This is a genomic window from Microbacterium sp. IEGM 1404 (assembly GCF_030056775.1).
Classification (GTDB): domain Bacteria; phylum Actinomycetota; class Actinomycetes; order Actinomycetales; family Microbacteriaceae; genus Microbacterium.
Genome location: NZ_JASHKP010000002.1, coordinates 609,288 through 635,000 on the forward strand (window position 1 = coordinate 609,288; position 25,713 = coordinate 635,000).

22 protein-coding genes and 2 tRNA genes are annotated in these 25,713 nt (G+C 70.6%); 10 read left to right on the forward strand and 14 right to left on the reverse strand.

Translation table 11 applies throughout. From position 1 onward, the window contains the following. Positions 1-41: 41 nt before the first annotated feature. A complete protein-coding gene (locus QM517_RS08540; protein WP_283286603.1) occupies positions 42-1,673 on the forward strand; it encodes a CocE/NonD family hydrolase in 1,632 nt (543 codons plus the stop codon). 96 nt (positions 1,674-1,769) lie between these two features. Here QM517_RS08540 and QM517_RS08545 read toward each other — a convergent pair. The 4 genes from QM517_RS08545 to QM517_RS08560 all read right to left on the reverse strand — a co-directional run bounded on the left by QM517_RS08545 (position 1,770) and on the right by QM517_RS08560 (position 4,526). Next, positions 1,770-1,858 (reverse strand) — tRNA-Ser (locus QM517_RS08545). 94 nt (positions 1,859-1,952) lie between these two features. Further along, positions 1,953-3,221, reverse strand: coding sequence for an LCP family glycopolymer transferase (locus QM517_RS08550; RefSeq protein WP_278102720.1), 1,269 nt, complete (start codon positions 3,219-3,221; stop codon positions 1,953-1,955). A gap of 151 nt (positions 3,222-3,372) precedes the next feature. Beyond that, positions 3,373-4,089, reverse strand: coding sequence for a winged helix-turn-helix transcriptional regulator (locus tag QM517_RS08555; RefSeq protein ID WP_283286609.1), 717 nt, complete (start codon positions 4,087-4,089; stop codon positions 3,373-3,375). After that, the gene (locus QM517_RS08560; protein WP_283286612.1) at positions 4,089-4,526 is read right to left on the reverse strand and encodes a VOC family protein; all 438 of its coding nucleotides are present in this window, start codon (positions 4,524-4,526) and stop codon (positions 4,089-4,091) included. Before QM517_RS08560 ends, QM517_RS08555 begins: the two co-directional genes overlap by 1 nt. 72 nt (positions 4,527-4,598) lie before the next feature. Between QM517_RS08560 and QM517_RS08565 the strand changes: the two genes are divergently transcribed. After that, the gene (locus tag QM517_RS08565; protein WP_283286615.1) at positions 4,599-4,979 is read left to right on the forward strand and encodes a VOC family protein; all 381 of its coding nucleotides are present in this window, start codon (positions 4,599-4,601) and stop codon (positions 4,977-4,979) included. 52 nt (positions 4,980-5,031) lie between these two features. Here the strand turns inward: QM517_RS08565 and QM517_RS08570 are convergent. Beyond that, positions 5,032-5,119: transfer RNA gene (locus QM517_RS08570), tRNA-Ser, on the reverse strand. Positions 5,120-5,348: 229 nt separating this feature from the next. Between QM517_RS08570 and QM517_RS08575 the strand changes: the two genes are divergently transcribed. Both QM517_RS08575 and QM517_RS08580 read left to right on the forward strand, forming a co-directional pair. After that, complete coding sequence (locus tag QM517_RS08575) at positions 5,349-7,337, forward strand: DUF4012 domain-containing protein (RefSeq protein WP_283286617.1); 1,989 nt, start codon at positions 5,349-5,351, stop codon at positions 7,335-7,337. A 65-nt stretch (positions 7,338-7,402) separates the two neighbouring features. Then, a complete protein-coding gene (locus QM517_RS08580) occupies positions 7,403-8,662 on the forward strand; it encodes a DUF2254 domain-containing protein (RefSeq protein ID WP_283286619.1) in 1,260 nt (419 codons plus the stop codon). Between the two features lie 60 nt (positions 8,663-8,722). Here QM517_RS08580 and QM517_RS08585 read toward each other — a convergent pair whose 3' ends face one another. The 5 genes from QM517_RS08585 to QM517_RS08605 all read right to left on the reverse strand — a co-directional run bounded on the left by QM517_RS08585 (position 8,723) and on the right by QM517_RS08605 (position 14,894). Beyond that, positions 8,723-10,543 (reverse strand): amidase family protein, encoded by a 1,821-nt coding sequence (locus QM517_RS08585; RefSeq protein WP_283286621.1) that lies wholly within the window; start codon positions 10,541-10,543, stop codon positions 8,723-8,725. Positions 10,544-10,584: 41 nt separating this feature from the next. Next, entirely contained in the window at positions 10,585-11,322 is a 738-nt protein-coding gene (locus tag QM517_RS08590) for a cohesin domain-containing protein (RefSeq protein ID WP_283286624.1), read from the reverse strand. A gap of 215 nt (positions 11,323-11,537) precedes the next feature. Further along, positions 11,538-12,437 (reverse strand): HAD family hydrolase, encoded by a 900-nt coding sequence (locus QM517_RS08595; RefSeq protein ID WP_238592318.1) that lies wholly within the window; start codon positions 12,435-12,437, stop codon positions 11,538-11,540. Then, on the reverse strand, positions 12,434-13,702 hold the full coding sequence (gene serS / locus QM517_RS08600) for a serine--tRNA ligase (protein ID WP_283286628.1): 1,269 nt from the start codon (positions 13,700-13,702) through the stop codon (positions 12,434-12,436). Before serS ends, QM517_RS08595 begins: the two co-directional genes overlap by 4 nt. Before the next feature lie 40 nt (positions 13,703-13,742). Further along, the gene (locus tag QM517_RS08605) at positions 13,743-14,894 is read right to left on the reverse strand and encodes a hypothetical protein (RefSeq protein ID WP_283286629.1); all 1,152 of its coding nucleotides are present in this window, start codon (positions 14,892-14,894) and stop codon (positions 13,743-13,745) included. A gap of 127 nt (positions 14,895-15,021) precedes the next feature. On the opposite strand from QM517_RS08605, the gene QM517_RS08610 reads away from it, so the two are divergent. From QM517_RS08610 to QM517_RS08620, 3 genes are all read left to right on the forward strand, one after another. Then, positions 15,022-16,302, forward strand: coding sequence for a diacylglycerol/lipid kinase family protein (locus tag QM517_RS08610; RefSeq protein WP_283286632.1), 1,281 nt, complete (start codon positions 15,022-15,024; stop codon positions 16,300-16,302). A gap of 238 nt (positions 16,303-16,540) precedes the next feature. Then, the gene (locus tag QM517_RS08615) at positions 16,541-17,911 is read left to right on the forward strand and encodes a cryptochrome/photolyase family protein (protein WP_283286635.1); all 1,371 of its coding nucleotides are present in this window, start codon (positions 16,541-16,543) and stop codon (positions 17,909-17,911) included. Positions 17,912-17,951: 40 nt separating this feature from the next. Further along, complete coding sequence (locus QM517_RS08620) at positions 17,952-18,743, forward strand: nucleotidyltransferase domain-containing protein (RefSeq protein ID WP_283286636.1); 792 nt, start codon at positions 17,952-17,954, stop codon at positions 18,741-18,743. A gap of 64 nt (positions 18,744-18,807) precedes the next feature. Here the strand turns inward: QM517_RS08620 and QM517_RS08625 are convergent, their stop codons facing one another. Together QM517_RS08625 and QM517_RS08630 are read right to left on the reverse strand one after the other, a co-directional pair. Then, positions 18,808-19,236, reverse strand: coding sequence for an Asp23/Gls24 family envelope stress response protein (locus QM517_RS08625; RefSeq protein ID WP_278102739.1), 429 nt, complete (start codon positions 19,234-19,236; stop codon positions 18,808-18,810). A gap of 123 nt (positions 19,237-19,359) precedes the next feature. Then, positions 19,360-19,638 carry a hypothetical protein gene (locus tag QM517_RS08630; protein ID WP_077049693.1) on the reverse strand — a complete coding sequence of 93 codons (279 nt, stop codon included), beginning with the start codon at positions 19,636-19,638 and terminating at the stop codon, positions 19,360-19,362. 58 nt (positions 19,639-19,696) lie between these two features. Between QM517_RS08630 and QM517_RS08635 the strand changes: the two genes are divergently transcribed. Then, on the forward strand, positions 19,697-20,794 hold the full coding sequence (locus QM517_RS08635; RefSeq protein ID WP_283286641.1) for an LLM class flavin-dependent oxidoreductase: 1,098 nt from the start codon (positions 19,697-19,699) through the stop codon (positions 20,792-20,794). Between the two features lie 193 nt (positions 20,795-20,987). Here the strand turns inward: QM517_RS08635 and pheA are convergent, their stop codons facing one another. Together pheA and QM517_RS08645 are read right to left on the reverse strand one after the other, a co-directional pair. Next, positions 20,988-21,950, reverse strand: a complete 963-nt coding sequence (gene pheA / locus QM517_RS08640; RefSeq protein WP_077049695.1) for a prephenate dehydratase — start codon at positions 21,948-21,950, stop codon at positions 20,988-20,990. A gap of 50 nt (positions 21,951-22,000) precedes the next feature. Then, positions 22,001-22,915: an EamA family transporter gene (locus QM517_RS08645; RefSeq protein WP_283286643.1), complete on the reverse strand. Its 915-nt coding sequence runs from the start codon at positions 22,913-22,915 to the stop codon at positions 22,001-22,003. A gap of 72 nt (positions 22,916-22,987) precedes the next feature. Here QM517_RS08645 and QM517_RS08650 point away from each other — a divergent pair, with 72 nt between their 5' ends. Beyond that, positions 22,988-23,905 carry a LysR family transcriptional regulator gene (locus QM517_RS08650; protein ID WP_283286646.1) on the forward strand — a complete coding sequence of 306 codons (918 nt, stop codon included), beginning with the start codon at positions 22,988-22,990 and terminating at the stop codon, positions 23,903-23,905. 94 nt (positions 23,906-23,999) lie between these two features. Next, a complete protein-coding gene (gene pgm, locus QM517_RS08655; RefSeq protein ID WP_283286649.1) occupies positions 24,000-25,643 on the forward strand; it encodes a phosphoglucomutase (alpha-D-glucose-1,6-bisphosphate-dependent) in 1,644 nt (547 codons plus the stop codon). Positions 25,644-25,713: the final 70 nt, after the last annotated feature.

Here is a 25,713-nt window from a genome sequence, read left to right on the forward strand (position 1 = left end):
CAAATGCATGAGAGTGTCATTCAAAAGCATCGGAGGATGTCATGGCCGTCATCGACCGTCCGTGGAGAAGGCCCGGCACCGCGACTTACGCGCGGGCGCGCCTGCGCAACGCCCTGCGCCCACCGATCGAGGTCTACCGGATGCCGGGAACGGTGCGGAAGGACGCGGACCTCCCCGTCGAGATGTCCGACGGGGTGACGCTCCGTCTCAATCTCTTCCGCCCCGCGGATGCCCGCGGACCGTTGCCGACCCTGCTCTCCGCGCATCCGTACGGCAAGGACGGCACCCCGCGGGCCCGCCGCAACGGGTGGTCACTGAACCCGCAGTTCCGGGTCATGAACCAGTCCGAGCCACTGCGCATCTCCGACCAGACGAGCTGGGAGGCTCCCGACCCGGTGTGGTGGAGCGAGCAGGGGTACGCGGTGGTGAATCTCGACACGCGAGGGGGTGGCCACTCCGGGGGCCGCGGGGACCTGCTCTCGGATCAGGAGGCCGAGGACATCGCGCAGGTGATCACCTGGATCGTCGCCCAACCATGGTCCAACGGGCGAGTGGGCATGCTCGGAGTGTCCTACCTCGCACTGTCGCAGTACAAGGTCGCCGCGCTCCAACCTCCCGAGCTCAAGGCGATCTGCCCGTGGGAGGGCTTCACCGACGCCTATAGCGATTTCTTCACTCCCGGCGGCGTCGTCGAGAACGGGTTCGCGCGCATCTGGCTGGCTCTCACCCAGCGCGTCGCGCGGCTGAACGTGGATCTCGCGGCCGGGCGCCGGCGGCATCCCCTGCGCGATGAGTGGTGGGAGCGCCTCACCCCCGACCTGTCAAAGATCACCGTCCCGATGCTGGTGTGCACGAGCTTCTCGGATGCCAATCTCCACAGTGTCGGCTCGATGCGGGCGTTCGAACGGTCGGGGTCGATCGAACCCCACGCGTACACGCATCGCGGACCCAAGTGGGCGACGTTCTACGGGGAGCAGGCCCGGACCGCGCAGAAGGCGTTCTTCGACCGGCACCTTCGGGAGGAGGACGTTCCCGCGCTTCCGACGGTTCGCCTCGAGGTGCGCGATCGACGCGATGCGGTCTCGCAGGTCCGCGAGGAGAACGAGTGGCCCCTCGCGCGGACGCAGTGGCGGTCGCTGCACCTCAGCGCCGATGGCACGCTGGCACCGGTCCCAGGCATCCCGGGCGAGGTTTGCTTTTCGCTTCGTCGGCGTGCCGCCGCGTTCGAGTACCGCTTCGACACCGACACCGAGCTCACGGGACCGATGACCGTGCGCCTCCGGGTGGCTACCCGCGGCTGCGCCGATCCGCGCCTGTTCGTCGGGGTGGAGAAGTGGGCCGACGGAAGGCCGGTCGGCTTCGAGGGATCGTACGGCTACGGCCGCGACCACGTCGCGCAGGGGCGCCTACGACTGGCGCTGCGCGACGGCGTCGACACGCTCCGCCCCGTCGCGAATGGCGAAGAGGTGGACGTCGAGATCGGGCTCAGCCCGTCGGCCACCCTGTTCCGCGCCGGCGAGAGCCTGAGGCTGCTCATCGGCGGTCGCTACCTCCACCCGCGCAACCCGCTCTACGGCCACTTCCCCGCGCATTACGTGCCGAGTCGTGGAGGCACCGCGACGATCGTGTGCGAGGGGTCGGAGTTGACGGTGCCGGTGATCCCTCAGGGCTGAGCGCCTGCGGCGCCCACGAACGCCATGCCCTGGACGCCGCGACGAGCGAACTGCCACACGAACGACGAAAGCCCCGGCGAACCGGGGCTTTTCGTGCGGAGACGGAGGGATTTGAACCCTCGGTCCCCTTACGGGGACTCCACCTTAGCAGGGTGGTGCACTAGGCCTGACTATGCGACGTCTCCAGGTGATCGACGCCGAGGCGCGAGCACACCGGACCATACTAACCGGTCGGGGGGCGGCATCCGAATCCGAGGGAAGGATGCCGCGCCCCGTCGGTCAGCGGACGTTTCCGTTCGAGCAGGTGGCCTGCGCGGCGGTCTGCCCGGCGATCTCCGAGGGCAGCGTGATGACGCTCGACGACGGGTCGGGGGTGGGCGTCGCGCCCTCGGTCGGGGCCGCGGAGTCGGTCGCGGTGGGCGCGGGAGTCGCGCTCTCGTCGACCACGACGCCGTTGCCGTCGCTGAGGGCACCCGACAGCTGGATCGGCTGGTTCGCCGCCAGGGCCGACCACAGGGCGTCGGCTGCCTCGGAGTCGGGCACGACGCGGTTGGCGTTCGACGGGTCGGTGTACGTCGGGTACTGCACGAACACGATCTCGTCGAACGGCACGTCCTTGACGGCCATCGCGATCTGCACGAGGGTGAGCGGGTTCGTGAGCGACGTCGACGGGTCGACGTTGCGCAGAGTGGTCGACGCGAGCTTGTACAGCGTCGCGGGGTTCGACAGCACCTCTTCGCTGCGGAGCTTCGAGGTCAGACGCGACATGTACTGCTGCTGGTTCGAGATGCGGCCCAGGTCGCCGCCGTCACCGACGCCGTGGCGGGTGCGCAGGAACTGCAGCGCGTCGAGACCCTTGATGGTGCGCATGCCGGCGGGCCAGTCGATGCCGGTGTACGGGTCCTTGATGCCGTTGGCGATGCAGACGTCGACTCCGCCGATGGCATCCGTGATGTTGATGACGCCGCCGAAGCTGACCTTCGCCGCGAAGGGGATCTGCAGTCCGCTGAGCTCGGAGATCGTCGAAACGACACAGCCGAGGCCGCCGTACATGAAGGCGCTGTTGATCTGCTGCTTCGACATCGCCGAGGTGACGTTGCCGTCGGCGTCGGTGCAGGACGGGATCGGCACCATCAGGTCGCGCGGGAACGAGATCACGGTGACGCGGCGGGGCTCGTCCGAGATGTGCACGAGCATGTTGACGTCGTTGAGGTTGCCCTCCGAATCGGGTCCGCTGCAGCGGTCGCCGAAGTACTGGGCGAACTCGGGCTCGCACTCGTCGGTGCCGACGAGGAGCAGGTTCACGCCGCCCTTGAGCTCGCCGATGTCCGGCGGAACCGCGGGCTGGTCGGGCAGATCGACCGCGTCCGCAGTGAAGCTCGACGACAGGTCGTACACGGCGTAGGCGGCCACGCCCGCGCCGGCGACGAGGAGGACGGCCATCGCCACGGCGAGCCCGCGGAAGAACTGTCCGAGTGGGCCGAGCGAGCGCAGGCGTCCGTGACGCGCGATCGTCCGGCGCCCGCGCGGGGTCGTGGTTCTGCTCACTCGGGTCCTTTCGGGAGGACGGATGCCGCGGGGCGGCACACCGAGACCGCGACGACGCGCAGGTCGGGACGAGTTTAAGGACCGGCACCTGAAAAGTGCGTGAACGAACGGTGTTGCGAGCGTATGCGCGACCACGGCCGAGCCGGATGCGTCAGGCGGGGGGCTCGAGACGGGGGGCGGGCACGACGGGGGTGTCGATGTGGAACGTGGCGGTGAAACGCTCGAGCAGAGCCTCATCGCCCGCCAGAACGTGGACAACGCCGGAGTCGATGGCATCCCCGGGCGTCAATGCGCCGGCGATGACGTTCCGGATGCCGGGGCCGGCGGCGAAGACGAGATCGGGCGCGGCGTCGGGCAACCGCCCGCCGACCGGGGGCGGTGCGGGCGCGAGCGGAACGACCGCGAGCTCGCCTCCCACGACCTGGACACGGAGGGACACGTCGGCGACGTGGAGTTCGTAGTCCACCGCGGGCATCCCGGCGGCGACCTCGGGCTGGAATGCCGTCCTCAGCGCCATGGTCAACGAGTCGGGAGTGATGACGTCGCCCTCGCCGGGCTCCCCCATCGCCGCGAACCCCCACCGCCCGAGAGCCAGGACGATCGGCTCGAGCGCACGCCCGTACGGGGTCAGCTCGTAGATCGGTCCGCGCCCCTTGTAGGGGGCGCGTCGGACGATTCCCGATTCCTGCAGCTCCCGCAGCCGGGTCGCCAAGATGTTCGTGGGGATCCGTGGCAGGCCCTGCTTGAGATCGGTGTAGCGGCGGGCCCCCACGAGCAGGTCGCGGATGATGAGCAGGGCCCATCGCTCGCCGATCAGCTCGACGGCCGTCGTCACGCCGCAGTACTGCCCGTAGTTGCGGGCGGCCACTACGCCTGCGCCTGCTCCTCATAGGCCGCCGGACCTCCCGCGGCCGCCGTCGGGTCCATGTAGAGGAACCCGAGCGAGTTGCCGTCCGGGTCGTCGAGGTCGCGCGAGTACATGAAACCGTAGTCCTGCGCCTCGCGCGGCTCGGTCCCGCCGGCTGCGAGGCCGAGGGCGAGGATGGCATCCACGTCCTCACGCGAGTCGCGGCTGAACGAGAGCGCGACCTGAAGGCTCTCGTTCGGGTCGACGATCGGCTTGTCGGTGAAGGTCGCGAGGAACTCGCGCTTGAGCACCATGAAGTAGATCGTGTCGCTCCACACGACGCACGCCGCGTTGTCGTCGGTGAAGTTCGGATTGATCGTGCAGCCCAGAGCCGTGTAGAACGCCTTGGCGCGGTCGAGGTCGGTGGTGGGGATGTTGACGAAGATGCTGGTGTCCATGACGGGATACTTGCAAAAGACAAGTTCACTTGTCAATAACAAGTGTTCGCCGTCCCGCTCTACTCTGTCCGCATGCGCATGCGCCTCGAACTGATCCCGTTGACCGTCTCCGACGTCGACCGGAGCATCGCGTTCTACCGGGACACCCTGGGCTTCGCGCTCGACCACGACGTCTCCCCCGGCAACGGCATGCGCGTGGTCCAGCTCACCCCGCCCGGCTCGGCGTGTTCCATCGCCTTCGGAACGGGAATGGGCGGCGGCGCTCCCGTCGCCAACATCCACCTGGTCGTCGACGACCTCGAGACGACCCGCGCAACCCTCGTGTCACGCGGCCTCGACGTGAGCGGCATCCACGACATGGGCGGCGGCGTGCGCTACGCCTTCTTCTCGGACCCGGATGCCAACACCTGGGCACTGCAGGAGATCAGCCCGGACGCGTCACTCCCGGAGTGAGTAGCCGGTCAGAACGACGGAAGCGGACCCCCGTGGGGGTCCGCTTCCGTCGTGGCGGAGGGTGTGGGATTCGAACCCACGGGACATCTCTGCCCACTGGTTTTCAAGACCAGGTCCATCGGCCGCTCGGACAACCCTCCCGATCGTGCGAGTCTACCCAGCCGCGCGCGGCCGCACCGCGAGCGCACACGTTCCGGTCGAGCGCTCCTCGTGCGGTCGCCCCGAAAGTACGCGCTCGACCCGAACGTGTGCGTTCGAGTCCCCGTTCCGGCGCGGAGCCCCCGCCGGACCGCGAGCCGCGCCCCGCGACACGGTCGGCGTTCACAGGCCTGTCGGTGACCTGTCACCTCGCCCGGTTACGATTCGCCGGTGATCTTGCAGACGGGGGCGGAGACGCGCGCGACGCGGCGGACGGGGAGGCGCACACACCGTGCCCGCCGGGGAGTCGACGGACTCACCTCGAAGCAGCCGTTCGCGCGGCACGCCGGAGCGGAGACCACGCCCCAACGCTGGCGCCGGAAGACCTCCGTCGTCGTGGCGCTCATCGGCGGCCCCCTCACCGTCGTGATTCTCGCCCTGGCGGTCGCCGCGGGCGTCTTCGTGTGGCAGGTCATCCAGGTGCGCGACGACCTCGAGGGGGCGGTGGCGCAGTCGAAGGAGCTGGTCCGCGCCGCCGCGAGCGGTGACGTCGATGGCATCCAACGATCCGGCGGCGACATCGTCGCCCACGCCCAACGCGCATACGACACCACGCAGAACCCGCTGTGGGACTTCGCCGCGCAGATCCCGGCCGCCCGCACGAACATTCAGGCCGTCCGCGCCGTCACCGACATCGCGCACACGATCACCTCGCAGTCGATCCCGCCGGTGATGAGCATGATGGCCGCCTCGGGCGGCGACAACACCGGGAGCGGGATCAACCTGCGACCGTTCCTCCATGCCGGGGCGGTCATCCCGACCGTGCTGACGTCTTTCGACGAGGCATCCCAGATCGCGTCGGGCATGGACCGCACGGGTGTCCTCCCGCAGATCTCGGCGCCGGTCGATCAGCTCCAGAGCATGATCCAGCAGGCGACACCCATCCTGACGACGGTCGAGGAACACCTCCCCGAGATCCTCCGGGCCGCGGGCGCCGAGCGTCCGATGCTGTACCAGCTCATGATCCAGACGCCCGCCGAGATCCGGGCGACAGGGGGCGGCGTCGCGCAGTGGCTCGTCCTCAAGGTCGACGACGGCAACGTCGACATGCTCAGCCTCGACACCGGCACCGACCTGATGTACACCGACCTGCCGTCCCGGGGCTTCGACACCGTGAACGGGTCGCTCCTCCGCCTCCCCACCGAGACGCGGCAGCTCTACCCGCCCGAGATGACGAACTGGTCGTCGAACTTCAACATGTCCCCGGACTTCCCGACCGCTGTCGAACTGTTCCAGAAGACGCGCGAGTGGACCGACAAACCGAAATTCGACGGAGCGTTCTCGATCGATCCGATCGTCCTGGCGCACCTGCTGGAGGCGACCGGCCCGATCACGCTCGCCTCGGGCGAGACCGTCGACGCCCAGAACGCCGGCTCCAAGCTCATGAGCGAACCGTACGAACGGTACGGCATCGACAACGCCGCGATGGACCGCTACTTCAGCGAGATCAGCGCCGCCATGTTCTCCAAACTGACGGGACGCCAGTGGGACATCGGGACGATGTGGAACCAGGTCGTCCGCAGCGCCCAGGAGGGGCGCATCTACGCGTGGTTCGACGACTCGAGCCTCGAGGGTCTCGCCCACCAGTACGGCCTCGACGGCACCCTGCAGGAGGACAACACCTCCTCCACCCAGCTGGGCATCTACTTCAACGACTACTCGATCGGCAAGCTCGAGTACCACCTGACGTACTCGCAGTTCGCGACGTGCAACGCCGACGACCGGACGATCACAGTGTCGATGGAGCTGCACAACAGCATCACGGATGCCATCACGAGCGGTTACACCCTCGGGCTGCGCAACATCGAACGCGGGATCGACCTGCGCACGATGATGCTCGACGTGCTCTTCTTCGCCCCGCCGGGCGGGAAGATCGTCTCCACGGATCCCGACGAGGGCGACCGCTGGGATTCGACGTTCCACGACCGCTCCGGGTCCGATCACGAGAACCCCGCCGTGAGCCGGACGCTGCTGCTGCCGGAAGGTGCGACGCGCACCGTCTCCTACACGGTGAAGCTGCCGGAGGGAGACCTCGGTCCCCTGGAACTGCGGCACACCCCCGGCGCGAACGACACGAAGGTCACGATCGACCCGAGCTGCGCCCCGTTGTTCCGGAGCCCCGAAGGTTCCGACAACATCATGCTCTCGAAGATCGGGTGACCCCGACCGACGGCGCTCGGCGCAAGTGGCGATGTCGCCACGCCTGCACCGTCTAGCGTCGAGGGATGACGATGACGGGCGGCGGGTCGCTGGCATCCTTCTTCCTCCGACTCGGACGGCAGGTGTGGGTTCGCGCCGCGCTGTTCACGGTGATCGGGATCGCGATCGCCCTGGTCGCGGGCCTCGTGGGTCCGCTGCTTCCGTTCAGCATCTCGATCGACCTGGGTCAGAACGCCGTCGACTCCCTCCTGCAGATCATCGCCACCGCGATGCTCACGGTCAGCACCTTCTCGGTCACGGCGATGGTCACCGCGTTCTCCTCCGCCACGACGACGGCGACCCCCCGGTCCACTCCCCTGCTCATCGCCGACACGACCTCGCAGAACGCGGTCTCGACGTTCATCGGCGCGTTCACCTATTCCCTCGTGGGCATCGTTGCCCTCTCGACCGGGTACTACACCGAGCAGGGCCGCACGATCCTCTTCGTGGGCACGCTCGTCGTCATCGCGATCGTCGTCTTCACACTGCTGCGCTGGATCTCGCACCTGTCGACGTTCGGACGGATGGCGGATGTCATCGACCGCGTGGAGCAGGCCGCGACGCTGACCATCCAGCGGCACGCCGCGTCGCCCGCTCTCGGCGCGCGCCGGCAGACCACGGTGCCGCCGGGCGCGCGCGCCGTGCATGCCGACGACATCGGCTACGTGACGCATCTCGACGTGGCCACCCTCGACCGGCTCGCCGACGCCCATGGGCTGCGCGTGTACGTGACCGCGGCCCCCGGTCGCCTCGCCGACGCCCGCACGCCGCTCGTCCGCGTCGAGGGCGAGGTGGACGACGCCACCGCGTCCGCTCTCCGGGGCGCGTTCCGCCTCGAACATCACCGGACGTACGAGCAGGACCCGAGGTTCGGCGTCATCGCCCTCACCGAGATCGGCAGCCGTGCGCTCTCGGCGGCCACCAACGACCCCGGCACGGCGATCGAGGTCATCGCGGCACTGCAGCGGGTGCTCGCCCACGCGGTGACCGCCGAGCCCGACTCCGAGGTTCGATATCCCCGCGTGCACATCGCCCCGGCGACCCTCGACGAGATCGTCGCCGACGCATTCCGCCCGCTCGCGCGCGACGGCGCCGCGCAGGTGGAGGTGCAGGTCCGCCTGCAGAAGTGCCTCGCTTCACTGGCCGCGAGCGCGCCCGCCCACGCGGACGTGTTCCGGGATGCCGCCCGCGCGGCGTTCGCCCGCAGCCGTCGCGCGTTGGACCGCGCGGACGCGCGGCTGCTGCGCGACACCGTGCGCGCCGCCTGGAACCCTCTCGCGGACTGACGCGCACGGACGACGGCGGCGGCCCCGGACGCACCTGTCCGGAACCGCCGCCGTGGTGTTCTAGCCCAGCGGGCCGTAGTTCGCCGGCGTCGTGCGAGCGTGGGTCGCCTGCTCGAAGCCGTAGGCCAGACCGAGCAGCGACCCCTCGGCGAAGTCGCGGCCCAGGAACTCCAGGTTCACGCCTCCCGTCGAGGCCTCGCCCGCGATGCCCTGCCCCATCGGCACCGTGACCGCGGGGAGACCCGTGTTGGGGCTCAGGCGCATGTTGGTCCCGATGGTGCTGTAGGGGTTGCCCGTCGGGTAGACGACGGCATCCAGGCCCTGGTCGTTCATGAGCGCCGTCATGATCTGCTTGCCCTTCGCCAACTGCTGGGTGTGCGTCCCCTCCGGTCCCGCCCAGGCCTGGTAGGCCTCTTCGGTCACCGCGGCACGCGTGCCGTAGGGGTTGGTCGCCCGTCCCGGCACGATGTTCGGCGACTGCGAGATGGCCAGGAGGCTCCGCGTGGTCACGGCCGGGTTGAGGTAGGCATCGATGTAGTTCTGCAGGTCGTGCCCGAACTCGGGCCCGCTGCCGCTGCCCTCACCGACGATCGCCGCGAATCCCTCGGGGGCGGCCACCTCGACGAGCGTGGCGCCCTGCGCCTCGAAGGTCGCCCGGGCCTCGGCGAACAGGCGCTGGGTGGTGGCGTTGGTTCCCAGCATCGAGGCGATGTAGCCGATCTTCTTGCCCTGCAGGGAGTCTCCGTCGAGGTAGGCCGTGTAGCTCTCCGGGATCTTGCCGGCCGAGCGGGCAGTGACGGGGTCACCGGAGTCCTCGCCGACGACGGCATCGAGGGCGACGGCGGCGTCCAGGACGGACCGCGCGATCGGACCTCCCGTGTCCTGCGTCAGCGCGAGCGGCACGATGCCGTCGCGGCTGGCGAGACCGACGGTGGGCCGCACGCCCACGAGCTGGTTGTACGTCGAGGGGATGCGGATCGATCCGCCGGTATCCGTCCCGAAGCCGATGCCGGCGAGGTTCGCCGCGATCGCCGCGCCCGTGCCGCCGCTGGAACCGCCCGAGGTCTGGGTGGTGTCGTAGGGGCTCGAGACCGTGAGCGCCGTCCCGGCGGGCTGGAACGCCGACCACTGCGACGACAGGTTGATGGCGAACTCGTCCATCGACGCCTTCGCGACGATGACCGCGCCATCGGCGCGCAGACCCTTCACCATCGTGGCATCCGTCGTCGTCTGGTTGTCGTTCCAGCATCCGCAGCCCGCGGTCGTGGGCATGTCGACGGTGTTGTAGTTGTCCTTCAGGGCGATCGGGATGCCGAGCAGCATGCTCGTCATGCCTTTCTCGGCGCGGATCGCGTCGGCCGCGGCCGCCGCCGTCAGCGCGACGTCGCTGGTGGTGATGATCGAGTTCAGCGGACGACCGCCGTCCTGGCGCACGACCTTGTCGTACGCGGCGATGCGGTCGAGGTACTGCTGCGTCAGCTCCACCGAGGTCAGCACGCCGGCGTTCATCGCGGCCTGCATGGCCACGGCATCCGCCTCGACGATCTCGAACGGGCCGTCGTCGTAGACGATGCGCTCCGAGAGCAGGGCCAGGTCGGATGCCGTGATGGTGCCGTCCTCGTCGAGGTCGAGGGCCGAGGTCTGCGCCCAGCCGGCGTCGCTCGAGGACTCACCGATGTTCTCTGCCAGGACGGCCAGATCAGCCGTGGTCACCTGAGCGTCACCGGTCAGATCGAGCTCGGTGTAGTACGGCGCGAGGAGCGGCGCCGACGCGGCCGCGGGCGCGGGAGCGGCCACCGCGGCCGGGGCGGTGAACGCGCCGGCCGCGACGACGCCGAGCGTCGCGGTGACGGCGAGGGCGCGGCGGGACAGGGGGGTCATGAGCGATCCTTCACGGGTCGAGGCAGAAGAGGCGGACGCGATCATTCGCGCACCCCCTGACGGCGACGGGCGACCAGCACCGCGCCGACCGCGATGAGGGCGACGCCCACGGCTCCCGAGATGAGCCACGGGGTGGCGTCGACACCGGTGGTGGCGAGGTCGCTCGCACCGCTCGCCGCCGGCACGGACGACGTGGAGGGCGACGGCGACGGCGACGGGGACGCCGAGTCGCTGGGCGAGGCGGACGGCTCCGGCGTGGGGAGCGCCTCGAGTTCGACGGTCTCCGATGCCACCTCGGCCTGCTCGGCGGTCTCGCCGGTCGAGGAGACCAGACGCACGGAGGAGAGCTCGACACGGGCCGCGCCCGAGCCGACCGCCCGCAGGGGAACGGTCGCGAGCACGACGGTGCCGGAGAGGCCCGGCGAGGTTCCGAGTCGCGTGTGCGAGACGGTGACGGTGCCGGGGGCGTCGACGGCCGAGGTGAATCCTCCGTCGGGGCCGACCGGGGCGTCGGCGGACTCGAGCGCCCCCTCGGTGACCGTGAACACCAGGTCGTAGGCGTACAGGTCGCTCACGTCGGCGCCGGAGACCGTGGCGAGGACGGTGTCGCCCTCGGTGGCGGCGGAGGCCGACAGCTCGAGCGTGAAGGTGGCGGCGGGTTCGGCTGCGTGCGCGGCGGTGGCGGCCGCCAACGGCGCGAACAGCGCCAGGGCCGCGACGATCGCGGCGCTGACGCGCCGTGTCGCTCTCGAGGGTGATGCGGGGATACGTGCAGACATGCGGTGGCGAAGCTCCTCGGGGAGGGGACGACGACGAACGCGCGAGCCGGGGTGGTGGCCGGAGCGGTCGACGGGGGTGCCCCGACCCTTTCAGGCCAGCATGTCCGACAAGTTGCGCCACGTTTCGACGGCGTATCGCGCTGGGCTGCGCGACGACGATGCGTCGGGTACGGATTCGATGTGAATCCGTCGCCGCATCCCCGGCGAGCGAGCGCCTAGAGGTCGCGGAGCACCGCGGCGACGCCGCCGTCGGTCACCGACAGCCCCACCTCGCCGGCGGCCGCGTGCACCTCGGCGGGGCCCTGCTGCATCGCGATCGCGCGACCACCGTGCGACACCGCCCACTGCATCATCTCGATGTCGTTGCGGCCGTCGCCCATGACCAGGACGTTCTCGGGCGGGATGCCGAGCCACTCGCGCACCAGTTCGAGGGCGGTCGATTTGTTCACACCCTGCGGTGCGATGTCGAGCCACGCCGTCCAGCCGATCGCGTACGACACCTGGCTGAGACCGATGCGCCCGACCAGCTCGAGGAAGTCCTTGTCGGTCTTCTCCGGAGCCACGACGACGACACGGCACACCGGTTGATGCGAGAGCTCGGCGAAGCTCACCTCGTTCGCACCCTGCAGGTTCCAGTCGTCGAGGTAGTCGGTGAACAGCCGCTGCCCGTCGGGAAGTTCCACGAGGAAGTGCGCGTCGTGCAGGTGCTCCCCCAGCAGCGTCAGGACTTCGGTCGGGTCGAACGTTTCGACGTGCGCGCGCTCGTACTCCGCGGCATCCGGTCCCCCGACCCGGCGCATGACGATCGCGCCGTTCGAGCACACCGCGTATTCGGGACGGATGCCGAGGAGCGCCATGACCGTGTGGGTGCTGTCCCAGCTGCGCCCGGTGGCGAGCATGACCTCGTGGCCCTGCTGCTGGGCGTGGCGCACGGCATCCACGACTCCGGGGCTGAGCGACTCGTCCTCGAGGAGGACGGTGCCGTCGATGTCGAGCGCGATGAGCATGCGCCCGACGGGAGCGGTGCGGGCGATGTCGGCCACGACCTCGGCCGCCTCGTCCTGCGGCGACGCGTCGACGTCTCCGATGCGGGGCAGGGCGGCCTCGTCGGTCACGCGATGGGCTCCATGACCTCGAGTCCGCCGAGGTACGGCCGGAGCACCTCGGGCACCGTCACCGACCCGTCGGCGCGCTGGTGGGTCTCCAGCAGCGCGACGATCCAGCGCGTGGTGGCGAGCGTGCCGTTCAACGTCGCGACCGGCTGGGTCTTGCCCCCGTCGGCCGGGCGGAAGCGGGTGTCGAGGCGACGCGCCTGGTACGTGGTGCAGTTCGAGGTGCTCGTGAGCTCGCGGTACGCGTCCTGTGTGGGCACCCACGCCTCGATGTCGAACTTGCGGGCGGCGCTGGATCCGAGGTCGCCCGCGGCGACGTCGATCACGCGGTACGCGAGACCGAGGTCCTGCAGCATGCCTTCCTGCATCGCGACGAGACGGTCGTGCTCGGCCTCGGCATCCGCCGGGTCGGTGTAGACGAACATCTCGAGCTTGTTGAACTGGTGCACGCGGATGATGCCGCGGGTGTCCTTGCCGTAGGAACCGGCCTCGCTGCGGTAGCAGGTGGACCATCCGGCGTAGCGCTTCGCGCCGCGCTCCAGATCGAGGATCTCGTCCATGTGGTAGCCGGCCAAGGGGACCTCGCTCGTTCCCACGAGGTAGAGGTCTTCCTTCGGCAGGTGGTAGACCTCGTCGGCGTGCTGGCCGAGGAATCCGGTGCCGCGCATGACCTCGGGACGCACCAGGGTGGGCGGGATCATCGGGGTGAAGCCGGCCCGCAGCGCCCGGTCGAGCGCCAGGGTCATGAGCGCGAGCTCGAGGCGTGCGCCGATGCCGGTCAGGAAGTAGAAGCGGCTGCCCGATACCTTCGTGCCGCGCTCCATGTCGATGGCGCCGAGCTTCTCGCCCAGGGCCAGGTGGTCGAGCGGCTCGAAGTCGAACGTCGGCACCTCACCGTGGGTGCGGAGGGTGACGAAGTCCTCCTCGCCGCCGGCGGGGACGCCCTCGAGCACGATGTTCTCGATCCGGGCGAGAGCCGCCTCCGCGGCTTCCTCGGCGCCGGTCACCGCGTGCTGGGCGGCCTTGACCTTCTCGCTGAGCTCTTTCGCTTCGGCCACGAGCGCGGGCTTCTCGTCCTTCGGCGCCTGCGCGACCTTCTTGCCGTGCGCGTTCTGCGCGGCGCGGAGTTCTTCGAACGTCGTGATCGCCTGACGGCGCTGACGGTCGGCCTCGAGCGCCTCGTCGACCGACGCGGGCGACTCCCCGCGCGCGATCTGGGAGCGCTTCACCAGTTCGGGATCTTCACGCAGCAGAGTCAGGTCGATCACGCGTCCATCCTACGGTCGGCTCCGGCCGCGCTTTCCCGCGTCACGACCCGGCGGCCGCGGGGTCCAGCGCCTTCGTCACGGCGAGCACGTCGGCGTACTGCCCTTCGATCGCCGCACGGCGCGCAAAGGCGTCGGCGTCCGCCGCCTCGACGGCGGCGACCCTTTGCTCGAGGTCGGCGTGGCGGGCGTCGAGGTCGGCCAGTCGGCCGGCCAGCGCCTCCTGCCACGTCCCGCTGTGCAGGACGCCGTCCGCCCCCATCCAGTCCTGTCTCCACTGCGCCCGCTCCTCGGGGGCGAGGGAGTTGTACCGGTCGGCATCCTGTTGGTAGATCTTGCGGTCGCGCTCGTAGGCCTCCCGCTCGGCGTCGAGCTGCGCGCGCTGGGTCGCGGCATCCGTCATGGCCTGCACGAGGGCCGCGTCGGCCTGCTCGTACTCGGAGATGAGCCCGTCCACCTCGGCGGTCACGCGATGATCGACCTCGACGAGCGCGGCACGATCGGTGAAGTACCGCGCGTAGACCGCCTCGAGCTCGGGATCGAAGCCGCCCTCCGGCCGCACCTGGGACCCCAGGTAGGCGAACAGCTCGGTGTCCCGGTTCTCCTCGTGGTCGCCGACCGACCAGTCGATCTGCTGACGGACGGGGTCGTCGGGCGCGACGCCGTCGAGGGCGGCGTGCAGCATGTCGCGCACGTGCCACACCTCCCCCGAGCCGAGCCGGTCGAACGCGGCGTGCAGGAGCTCGTGCGCGAGAGTCGTGACGGCCGCGTCGGCCACGCGCGGGTCGGTCGGGACGAACACGAAGATCCCCGCGAGGCTGTAGCACCCGGCCACCGCGTGATCGTCCGCCGTGTCCGTCACCCCGCAGGAGCGCTGCAGGTCGTCGCCGTGTGCGGACCTCGCGCCGACGAGCGTGAGCAGCTTCCGTCCGTCGTCGGTCAGGAACGCGCGGTCGGCGACCGCGGAGATGTCGGCCGCGAGGGTTCTCGGCCCGACCCAGCCCTCGACCTGGGCGACCAGCGCGCGATCGGCGCCGGTGGCGACGACGACGACCGTGACCAGCAGCAGCGCCACGACCACGATGCCGGACCCGACCAGGGTCCGGCGGCGGCGGCGCGCCCGCGCGAGCGAGGCGAAGGGCTCCGTGTCGACGGGCCGCCGCGACCGTTGCGGCGGCTGTTCGAACAGGGTCATGGGCGAACGCTAGACCGGCGCGGAGAACGGCGGAGGGCGGCATCCTGAACAGTGCCCGCCGACACCTCCCGGTCAACCCCCGGTCGCGGGAACGGAAGCGCGCGTGGGCGGTCCTATGGTGGATGCCATGGCCGACCCCCAAGAACCGCGCGACGACGCGGACGCCCCCGTCTCCCCCGAGGCCGAGAAGGACCGGGCGGCGTCGGAAGGCTCGCACGACGACTTCCACGCGGCGACCCTGCGCGAGGAGGAGGAGTCCGGCACCGTCGCGGCCGACGAGCCCGACCCCAAGGACGCGGCCCAGCCCGACGACGTCATCCACGAGCCCGGCGACGTCGATTCCGACACCTCGGATGACACGTCCGGCGAGGCCGTGCGGGTCTCCGCCGACGGCGACGATGCGCCGATCGACGCCGAGCCCACCGACAAGAAGCGCGCCGCGCTCGTCTACAACCCGACGAAGGTCGACCCCGACGCCCTGCGTGCGCGCGTCGGCGAGCTCTCGGCCGAGGCCGGATGGGCCGACCCCCTGTTCTACGAGACCACCGTCGACGACCTCGGCGACCTCGCGACCCGCGCCGCCCTGGAAGAGAAGGTGGATGCCGTGCTCGTCGCCGGCGGCGACGGCACCGTCCGCGCCGTGGCCGAGGCGCTGACCTCGACCGGCATCCCGCTGACGATCGTCCCGAGCGGAACCGGCAACCTCCTCGCCCGCAACCTCAACCTGCCGCTCGACGACGCCGACGCGATGATCCGCGCGACGTTCGACGGCAAGGTACACGCCACCGATACCGGGATCGCCCGGATCCGTCGCGCGGACGGGACCGTCGAGGAGCACGGCTTCGTCGTCATGGCCGGCATGGGCCTGGATGCCGCGATGATCCAGAACACCCGCCCCGAGCTCAAGAAGTCGGTCGGCTGGGTGGCGTACGTCGACGGTGCGGCGCGGTCGCTGGTCAACGCCAAGCCGTTCCGCGTCATGTACCAGCTCGACGGACACGGCCACCGCCTCCACTCCGCCAAGGTGCAGAGCGTGCTGTTCGCCAACTGCGGCGCCCTGCCCGGCGGGGTCGCCCTGATCCCCGACGCCTCCATCGCCGACGGCGTGCTCGATGTCGCCGTCATCCAGCCGACCGGACCCTTCGGGTGGCTCGGCGTCTGGCGCAAGATCTGGTGGGACAACTCGGTGCTGCGGCGCTTCCGCGCCGGCCGCCGGGTGCTCGAGCGCCGCCGCGACTCCTCAGTGCGTTACCTGCGCGGCAGCGGCATCGAACTCGCCACGGCTCCTGCCCAGCCCATCGAGCTGGACGGCGACGAGTTCGGAGAGGCGACCCGCATCTACTCGCGCGTCGTCGAGGGCGGTCTGCAGGTGAACCTGCCCGCCGGCCACGACACGTCGTCGCTGTAGGCGGCGCGCGGGGCTGCGCGGTGCGCGGTGCTGCGGTGCGCGGTGCGCGGTGGCCCAGATCACGTGATCTGGACGAGATCACCCGCGACGACGCGTCACGACGGGTGATCTCGGCCACTTCACGTGATCTGGCGCCGCACTGCGCCGCCGCGGGGCGCCCGAGCCGACCCGGGCGGCAGGCGCGGCCGCGGCGTGTCAAGCCCGGCAGCGCGGAACGACGGCTGGATAGCGTCGCTGCATGGCTTCTCCGTCCCTCGTGTGGTTCCGCGACGATCTTCGGCTGACCGACCATCCCGCCCTGCGCGCGGCGCTCGACCGCGATGAGCCCGTGATCGGGCTGTATGTGCTCGACGTGGAGTCCGACGGCGTCCGCGCGATCGGCGGGGCGGCGCGGTGGTGGCTGCACCACTCGCTGGCATCCCTCGCCGAACGGCTCGAGGAACGCGGCTCGACCCTCGTGCTGCGCCGGGGGCGCGCGGCCGAGGTCGTCCCCGCCGTGGTGGAGGAGACCGGCGCGGGAGCGGTGTTCTGGAACAGGCGCTACGGCGGCGCGGAGCGCGAGATCGACGCGGGGCTGAAGGAGAAGCTGCGCGGCGACGACGTCACGGTCGCCTCGTTCGCCGCGAACCTGCTGTTCGAGCCGTGGACGGTGCGCACCGGCGCCGACAAGCCGTACGGCGTCTACTCGCCGTTCCGCCGGGCGGTGGAGAAGATGCCGGCGCCGCGCGCGCCGCTGCCCGAGGCGCGGAAGATCCCGGGTCACGCGAAGGCGCCCGCATCCGACGCCCTCGACGCCTGGGCGCTGCTGCCGACGAAGCCCGACTGGGCCGGCGGGCTGCGCGAGACATGGGAGCCGGGCGAGCCGGCCGCGCGCGCCCGGCTGCGCGAGTTCCTCGACGACGACCTCGGCGATTACGCCTTCTCCCGCGACGCGTTCGCGGGCGGTGCGACGTCGAACCTGTCGCCGCGCCTGCGCTGGGGCGAGATCAGCCCGTACCAGGTATGGCACGACACGATCGAGCATCGTGGATCGGGCAAGCACGCCGAATCCGCGACCGGCTTCCTCTCGGAGGTCATCTGGCGCGAGTTCGCGTGGCACGTCCTGTTCCACTCCCCCGACCTCGCGACGAAGAACTGGCGTGAGCAATACGACGCGTTCCCCTGGCCCCGGCTGAACCGTGCGCACCTGGAGACCTGGCAGCGCGGCGAGACCGGAATCGCGGTCGTGGATGCCGGGATGAAGCAGCTCTGGCACACCGGGGTCATGCACAACCGCGTGCGCATGGTCACGGCATCCTTCCTCACCAAGAACCTGCTCATCGACTGGCGCCACGGCGAGGAGTGGTTCTGGGACTGCCTGGTCGACGCGGATGCCGCGAGCAATCCGTTCAACTGGCAGTGGGTCGCGGGATCGGGGGCGGATGCCGCGCCCTATTTCCGCGTGTTCAACCCCGACACGCAGCGCGAGAAGTTCGACCCGCACGACGAGTACATCCGGCAGTGGGCTCCGGAGCACCTCGACGGCGGGGCGCCGGAACCGATGGTCGACCTGAAGGAGACGCGCCAGCGCGCGCTCGACGCGTACGACAAGGTGCGTCACGGCGGCTGACCGGTCGAGCCCGTCGATGTCGCGGGGGTATCGTCGTCCGATGCGCGCCGTTCCCTCGTCTCTCGACCCTGCGGTCGTCGCCGAGATCGATCACCGGCTGGCGTCGGTCTGCGAGGAGCAGCACGTACGCATCCCTTGGGCCATCGAGAGCGGGAGCCGCGCCTGGGGCTTCCCCTCGCCCGACAGCGACTACGACTGCCGATTCCTCTTCGTACGCCGACCGGAGGCCTACCTCTCACTCTGGCCGACGCGCGACGTCATCGAAACGCCGCTCGACGAGACCTTCGACGTCAACGGGTGGGACCTGGCCAAAGCGGTCCGACTCATCGTGAAGGGCAACGCCACAGCCATCGAGTGGCTGCGGTCACCGATCGTCTACACCGGCGACGGAGCGTTCCGCGAGGGACTGCTCGCGCTCGCCGAGGCCACCGTGGAGCGTGCGGCGATCGGCCGCCACTACCTGCACGTGGCCCGACAGCAGAGGATGGGCGCGGCCACGCTGAAGCGCTTCTTCTACGTGCTCCGGCCGGCGGCGGCGCTGCGGTGGCTCGCGTCGAACCCCGATGGCGTGCTGCCGCCGATGGATCTTCCGCGCCTTCTCGCCGAGGGGGACGTCGACCGGTCGGTCCGGCGTGCGGCGGACGACCTGATCGCGCTGAAGGCGCAGACACGGGAGATGGGTGCCGGAACCCCGCCGGCCGTGCTGGAACGATTCGTCGCCGCGCAACTGGAGGACGCCGCGCGTTTCGACGACATGCCGCCGGAGCGCGACCCAGCCGACAACCGCCGGATCGCCGACGAGTACTTCCGCGCCTCGCTGTCGTCGTTCTGACGCGAACGCGGACACGCGAAAGGGGCGCCGGCCGAAGCCGACGCCCCTTCGTGCGCGAGATGCGTCAGTTGACGCGGGTCTCGGCGGTCTCGTCGTCGTTCTCCTCACCGGGGATGAAGACGTCGACCACGGTGACGTTGATCTCGGCGACCTTCATGCCGACGAGCTCGGTGATGGCCTGGTGCACGGCGGCGCGGACGTTGGAGGCCACGCGCTGCAGCTGCTCGGGGTAGTCGACCTGGATCGCGATGTCGGCGGCGACCTCGGTCTCGCCGACCTCGACGCTCACGCCCTGCGCGTAGTCCTTGGACCCCACGGCCTGACGGATGTTGCCGATGACGCGGGCGGCTCCGCCGCCGAGCGCGTGCACACCGGGGACCTCGGCCGCGGCGATGCCGGCGACCTTGGCGACGACGGCATCCACGATGACGGTCGACCCGCCGTCCTTCGTCGCGGTGACGGGGGTGGTGGCGGTGGTGGTGTTCTCAGCCATTGCGCTTCCTTCCGTGATCTGCGGAACCGTGTGTTCCGCGAAGTCACAATGGAGACGCTCCCCGGCGCCCATTCGTCACGGGATTCCGGCTGAGAGAACCCTGAGCGTCCGAGGGCCGCGACGTCACTCGTCGAAGAAGCCTCCGTAGGGGACGTCGGCGTCACCGTCGTCCCGCTCGTCGAACGCCACCGTCTCCACCGAGAACGCCACCGCCGTGTGGGGCGAGAACAGGACGCTCACCTCCCGGTTGCCCACGACCACGAACGACGCGAATCGGCCGCCCTGCGCGACCGCGCTCTCGATCCTCTTCTTCAGGGCGTCGAGGTCCTGCCCCTGCGCCAACGCGAAAACGGCGTCGTTGACGGCCATCTGCGTTCGAATCATGGTCTTGCCCCCGATCATGCGGGCGACGGTAGGCCGACACGAGGGAGACCGCGCAGGGGGTTGCGGTTCCGCCGCGATGCGGAATACTCCCACCCCTCGTCCGGTTGGAGCTGGGGTGAACGACGCGATCCCCTCCCTCTCCGTTCTCGACCTCGTCCCGGTGCGCGCCGGGCAGAGCAGCGCGCAGGCTGTCGCCGCCTCGCTCGATCTGGTCGAACGCGCCGACCGGCTCGGCTACCGCCGGTACTGGTTCGCCGAGCACCACAACATGCCCGCGGTCGCCTCGACGACGCCGCCGGTCCTCATCGCCGCCGCCGCGGCACGCACGGCCCGCATCCGCGTCGGATCGGGGGGAGTGATGCTCCCCAACCACTCGCCGCTCATCGTGGCCGAGCAGTTCGCCGCCCTCGAGGCCCTCGCCCCCGGCCGGATCGATCTCGGCATCGGCCGCGCTCCCGGAAGCGACCCCGTCATCACGCAGCTCCTGCACCGCTCGGGGGCCACGAGCGACGTCTCCCGCTTCCCCGATCACGTGACCGACATCCTCGCGCTCACCTCCCCGGACGGGGCGACCGTGCGATTCAACTCCGGCACCGAATACCAGGTGAAGGCGACACCCCTGGCATCCGGGATGCCGCAGGTGTGGCTGCTCGGCTCGAGCGACTACTCGGCGCAGCTCGCGGCCAGCTTCGGTCTGCCCTACGTCTTCGCCAACCACTTCTCGGGGGAAGGTCTGGAGCACGCGCTCCGGCTGTACCGGGACCAGTTCCAGCCGAACGATTCGGGTGAGGGACCGCGGACCTTCGTCACCGCCAACGTCGTCGCCGCCCCGACCGCCGAGGAGGCGGAGGAGCGCGCCCTGCCCCAACTGCGCATGATGGCGCGCCTGCGGACGAACCGTCCGCTCGTCCCGCTCGAGACCGTCGAGCAGGCGAAGGCCGACCCGTTCGACGCGATGGCGGAGTCGATCATGGCATCCACCCGTCAGAAGTGGTTCGTGGGGACCGGCGACGATGTGCGCGCGCAGCTGGCCGAGTTCGCGGCCCACTACGACGTCGACGAGATCATGCTGTCTCCCGTGGCGGGAGCGTACGACGGCGAGCCGCTGGACTCGGCCGACGGCCGCGCCCAGACGCTCGAACTCGTGGCGGGGGTCGCAGCCGTCGCTGCCTGACCGGAGCGCGGCCCGGGGTGACTGCGCCGCCGCGGCCAGGCGCGGATGCGCCGCCGCGGCCAGGCGCGGCTACGCCGCCCGGATCGTCGAGACTGCATCCGCCTGACATCTCCACTGCAGGTTGCAATGGACATGTCACGCGCGTGCAGTCTCGCGGTTCCGGGCTCAGCCCGACCGCGACCGCCCGGTCGGCTTACGCCTCGGGCTCGCCGCTGAGCAGGCCCCGCAGCCAGTCGCGGGCCTCGACGAAGACGTCGTCGGAGTACCGCTGCGGGTAACGGACGATCGCGCGGTCGGCGCGCGCGTACGACCCGAGGAAGATCACTTTCGGGCTGAAGCGCCGCAGGCCCATCAGCGCGTCGGCCATGCGCTCGTCCTGCACGTGCCCGTCGGCGTCGATCACGAACCGGTAGCGGCCGAGCGCGTCTCCGATCGGACGGGATGCCAACAGGCTCAGGTTGATGCCCCGGGTGGCGAACTGCTCGAGCAGTTCCAGCAGCGCACCGGGGTGGTCCTCGGGCAGCTCGACGATGAGGGACGTCTTGTCGGCGCCCGTCGGCGGCGCGGGCGCGACGGTCCGGCTGACGAGGACGAAGCGGGTCACCGCGTTCGGGTTGTCGCCGATCTCCTCGGCGAGCACCTCGACCTCGTGATGGGCGACGATGCCCGGTGCCGCGATCGCGGCATCCGCCCCGCTCGAGCCGTCGAGGACCCCGAGGGCGCTGGCGACATTGCTGGATGCCGGCAGGTGCGCGTGCGCGGGGAGGTTGTCGCGCAGCCAGCCGAGGCACTGCCCGTAGGCGACGGGGTGGGCCGAGACGAGCGAGACGTCGGCGAGGGTCGTGCCGGGGCGGCCGACGAGCACGAAGTTGACCGGCACGAGGTATTCGCCCACGATCCGCAGGCCCGGCACCGTCGCGAGGGCGTCCTGAGTCGTGGAGACTCCGCCGTCCACCGAGTTCTCGATCGCGATCATCGCGGCATCCGATCGCCCCTCGATGACGTCGGCGAGCGCCTCGGCGACGTTGCGCACGGGCCGCCAGATCTGGTCGCGGGCCTCGGGGACCTGCGCCAGCGCCGCCTCGGTGAAGGTTCCGGCGGGGCCCAGGTAGCTGTAGGTACGGCGGGCGGGCGCGGAGTCGGTGTCGGGCAGCACCGGCTCAGCCTAGTCCTCCCGCCGATCCGGTCGAGGTCGGCCCCGACCGGTCAGACCCTGTCGACCAACGCCTCGCGGCGCGGCGCCGGGCGACGCGGACGGACATCCACGGTCGTCACGAGGACTCCCGCGACCAGCAGCACTCCGCCGACGACTTCGGCGGGTGCCGGGATCTGCCCGAGCAGCAGGGCAGCGGACGCCATCGCCACGACCGGTGCGAGCAGGACCCACGGGACGACGGCCGCCGACGGATTGCGCGCGAGGAGGCCGTTGAAGATCGCGTACCCGACGAGCGTGCAGAGCCCCGCGGTGTACAGCGTCGACAGCGCGGCCGACCACCCGAACGACGCAAGGCCCGCTCCGATCGCGCTCGGCCCCTCCACGGCGAAGGCGAGGGCGAGCGCCGGCACGGGCACGACGAGCGCCGACCACACCGTGAGCGACAGCGCGCCGAGCCGCCCGCGTCCGGCCACGACCCCGGCCCGCCGCGAGATGACGTTGCCGACGGCCCACGAGAGCGCGGCGGCGAGCGCCAGCACCACCGCGATCGCGGGCGCATCTCCCCCGCGTCCGACGGCGACCGCGGCGAGCCCGATCACGCCGACGGTCACTCCGATGCCCTGCCCGAGCGTCGGTCGTTCGCGCAGCACCCCGGCGGCGATGACGACGGTGAAGACCGCTTGCGCCTGCAGGAGCAGCGCGGCCAGGCCCGACTGCAGGCCGAGGGCCAGCGACGTGTACAGGAGCCCGAACTGGCCGAGGCTCATGAACACCCCGACGCCGACGATCGTCGACCAGGATGCCGTCGGGCGCGGCACGATCACGGCGAACGCCGCCACGACGACGAAGCGGATCGCGACGAAGAGCAGGGGCGGGATGCCGGGCATGCCCCAGTCGATGACGAGGAAGTTGAAGCCCCAGGCGGAGGCCACCCCGGCGGCCAGGATCATGTCGCGTCGACTCACGGGTTCAGTTCACCGCTCCCGTCCTTGAAGCACCAGCGAACGTTTCTTCACGAAACGCAGTAGCGTTTCTTCATGATCGATCTCGAAGCGGTCCGTTCGCTGCGTACCGTGGCCCGCGAGGGCAGCGTCTCCGCCGCTGCCGCGACGCTCGGCTTCACCCCCTCGGCGGTGTCGCAGCAGATCAAACGCCTCGAGCGCGAGACCGGCGTCGCTCTGCTCGAGCGCGTCGGTCGCGGGGTCGCGCTGACCGACGCGGGCACGCAGCTCGTCGTCGGGTCGACACCGATCCTCGCGGAGCTCGAGCGTCTGCGCTCCGACCTGCAGGCCAACGCGCCCGGCGACGGCACCGTCAGCGGCGAGGTCCGGATCGCCGCGTTCTCGACGGTCGTGCGAGGACTCCTCGCGCCGCTCCTCGTCGACCTCGCCCGGACCCACCCCGATCTGCGCCTGTTCGTCCGGGAGAGCGAGCCGTGGGAGACGGTCGCACTGATCGCCTCGGGACAACGCGACCTCGGCATCGCCCACCAGTGGGGCGGGGTCGCGCTCGCGATCCCCGAGAACCTCGTCGTCACCCCGCTGTTCACCGACGTCGCCGACATCATCGTGCACCGCGACCACCCGCTCGCCGGCCGCGACGTCCTGCATCCGCGCGACCTCGCCGACGAGGCGTGGGTCGCGACCTTCGAGACCACCATCTGCCGACAGTGGCTGCGCCGCCTGTTCGACGGGGTCGGCAACGCGCCGCGGGTCGTGTACGAATCGATGGAGTTCGAGAACCACCTGGAACTCGCCCGCACGGGCGCCGTCGTCGCGCTCGTCCCGCGGCTGGGGCGCGCGCCACTCGGCCCCGATCTCGTCGCGATACCGACGATCGACCCCGCCTCCACCCGCGACGTCGTCGCGGTCCACCGGCGCTCGCGGACCGACTCGCCCGCGCTCCGCGCGACGCTGACAGCGCTTCGGGAGCGCGGCGGAGCCCTGCAGACCTGATCGAGTCGACCTCTGGGGAGATTCGCGGGATGTTCTTCGCCCCGAATGCGTCCGTGCGCATGCACGACGGCTCTGCAGCGGGCAGACTGTCGGCATGAGCAGTCGCGCAGGACAGCCCGCCGAGGCATCCGATCTCATCGACATCGACGAACTGATCTCCGCCTACTACGACCGCAAACCGGATGCCGCGGTGCCCGAGCAGCGCGTCGCCTTCGGCACCAGCGGCCACCGGGGATCCTCGCTGAGCACGAGCTTCAACGAAGACCACATCCTCGCCACCACGCAGGCCATCGTCGACTACCGCGCGGCGCAGGGCATCACCGGCCCGCTGTTCCTCGGGCGCGACACGCACGGTCTCTCGCTGCCGGCCGAGCGCAGCGCCATCGAGGTGCTCGTCGCGAACGGCGTCGACGTGCGCGTCGACTCCCGCGACTCGTGGGTACCGACCCCCGCCCTCAGCCACGCGATCCTCACCTACAACCGCGACCGCGGCGCGGACGACCCCGGTCGCGCCGACGGCATCGTCGTGACGCCGTCGCACAACCCGCCCCGCGACGGCGGCTTCAAGTACAACCCGCCGCACGGCGGCCCCGCCGACACCGACGCGACGGGCTGGATCGCCGACCGCGCGAACGAGCTCATCGCCGCGGGCCTTTCCGGCGTGCAGCGCACGCGTCACGCCGACATCGACCTCGACACCCTGGGCCAGTACGACTTCCGTGACGTGTACGTGCGGGATCTGGCATCCATCATCGACGTCGACGCGATCAAGACCGCCGGCGTCCGCATCGGCGCCGACCCGCTGGGCGGCGCCTCGGTGGAGTACTGGGCGCTCATCGCCGAGGTGTACGGCCTCGACCTCACCGTCGTGAACCCCGAGGTCGACCCGACCTGGAAGTTCATGACGCTCGACTGGGACGAGAAGATCCGCATGGATCCGTCGTCGCCGTCGGCGATGGCCTCGCTCGTCGCCGCGCGCGCCGACTACGACATCCTCACCGGGAACGACGCCGACGCCGACCGCCACGGCATCGTCACCCCCGACGCGGGCCTGATGAACCCCAACCACTACCTGGCCGTCGCGATCGACTATCTTTTCTCGCACCGCGAGGGGTGGCCGACGGATGCCGCGATCGGCAAGACCCTGGTCTCGTCGATGATCATCGACCGGGTGGCATCCGCTCTCGGCAAGACCCTGCTCGAGGTGCCGGTGGGCTTCAAGTGGTTCGTCCCGGGCCTGCTCGACGGCTCGGTCGCGTTCGGCGGCGAGGAGTCGGCCGGCGCCTCGTTCCTGCGCAAGGACGGCACCGTCTGGACCACCGACAAGGACGGCATCCTGCTGTGCCTGCTCGCCGCGGAGATCCTCGCCGTGACCGGCAAGACGCCGTCGCAGCGCTACGCCGAGCTCGAGACCGAGTTCGGCGCGTCGGCCTACCAGCGCGTCGACGCCCCCGCGACGCCCGCGCAGAAGGCGACGCTGTCGAAGCTCTCGCCGGATGCCGTGACCGCCACCGAACTCGCGGGTGAGCCGATCATCGCGAAGCTGTCGCACGCGCCGGGCAACGGCGCCGCGATCGGCGGTCTCAAGGTGCAGACGGAGTCGGCGTGGTTCGCCGCCCGCCCCTCGGGCACCGAAGACGTCTACAAGCTGTACGCCGAGTCGCTCCGCGGCGAGGAGCACCTGCGCGCCGTGCAGGAAGAGGCCCGCGCGGTCGTCTCCGCCGCCCTCGGCGAGTAACGCCTCCGCCCCAGCGGCGCCGCTCCCCCGGGGCGGCGCCGCTGTCGCGTGCGGGGCCGGGTGTCGATCG